We start from the raw sequence: 1,141 nt of genomic DNA on the forward strand, positions 1-1,141 counted from the left end.
TGTACCGTGCAACCGAAGGTGGTTCCACCAATTGACATAGTTAAATAACTCCAAATCCAATTGTTGTAAGGTTTCAAATGTGTATTGATAGACAAATTCTACTTTCAACGACTTATAAGTTGATTCAGCTACGGCATTATCAAAAGGACAGCCTTTATGACTCAATGATCGATTGATGTCAAAAGTTGTTAATAATTCATCAATAGCTTGGTTATCAAACTCTTTTCCACGATCTGTATGAAAAATCTCAACCTCTGTCAGAGGTTGTTTGATACGGCTAAATGCTTTTTTTACTAGAACGGCATCTTTATGTTCTCCACAAGAATAGCCGAGAATTTCTCGATTGAACAGATCCAAAATGAAACAGACATAATTCCATTTTTTCCCGACTCGTACATAAGTCAAGTCTGTTACGATCGCTTCTAATGGGTTGTCTCTTAAGAATTTACGATTCAATACGTTTGTCGTTTTGGCTTCATTGCAAGTAGAATGATGTACTTTAAAATAAGCAACAGTATAGCTCGATTTTAATCCTCTATTTTTCATGATTCTACTAATTTTTCGTCGGCTGATCTGAATGCCTCGTTTTGATAAGGCTTTTTTTATTTTTCTTGAGCCGTAGGCCTTTCGGCTGCGGATAAATTCTTCAGCGACTACTTCTTCAAGTTCTGATTCGTCTTTCTTTGGTTTTGATTGATAATAATAGGACTGACGTGATAGACCTAATATTCTGCACATCGCTGATATAGGGTAAAGATGCTTATTCGCATCGATTACTTGTCTCTTCGTCCGAATATCAGCGCTGCTTGCTTTAAAATATCATTTTCCATTTCTAATTGCTGGTTTCTTTTACGTAGTTCTAACAATTCTTTTTGTTCAGGCGTAAGATTATCTTTTTCTTTGAATGAACCACTCGTTTTAGATTGCTTTACCCATTTGTCAAATGCTGAAGCCGTTAGTTCATATTCTCGAATGATTTCTACACGTGGCTTTCCAGCTAAGTAAAGATTGACGATTTGTTGCTTGAATTCTTGTGAAAAAGTTCTTCGTGTTCTCTTAGACATAAAAATTCCTCCTGGTATGTTTTCTTCTAGTCTACACACCTTAATTTTTCTGTCTAGTTAATTGTAGCCTATCCACT

At 35.7% G+C, this 1,141-nt stretch carries 1 protein-coding gene; it reads right to left on the bottom strand.

From position 1 onward, the window contains the following. A protein-coding gene (locus HMPREF2953_RS08565; protein ID WP_141754103.1) for an IS3 family transposase occupies positions 1-1,064 on the bottom strand; the annotation gives its coding sequence in 2 pieces (ribosomal slippage) (positions 1-788 and positions 788-1,064; 1,065 coding nt annotated over the 2 pieces). This gene is flagged as partial in the annotation. Positions 1,065-1,141: the final 77 nt, after the last annotated feature.

The organism is Staphylococcus sp. HMSC072E01 (genome assembly GCF_001814125.1).
In the GTDB taxonomy this organism is placed as follows: Bacteria; Bacillota; Bacilli; order Staphylococcales; family Staphylococcaceae; genus Staphylococcus; species Staphylococcus hominis.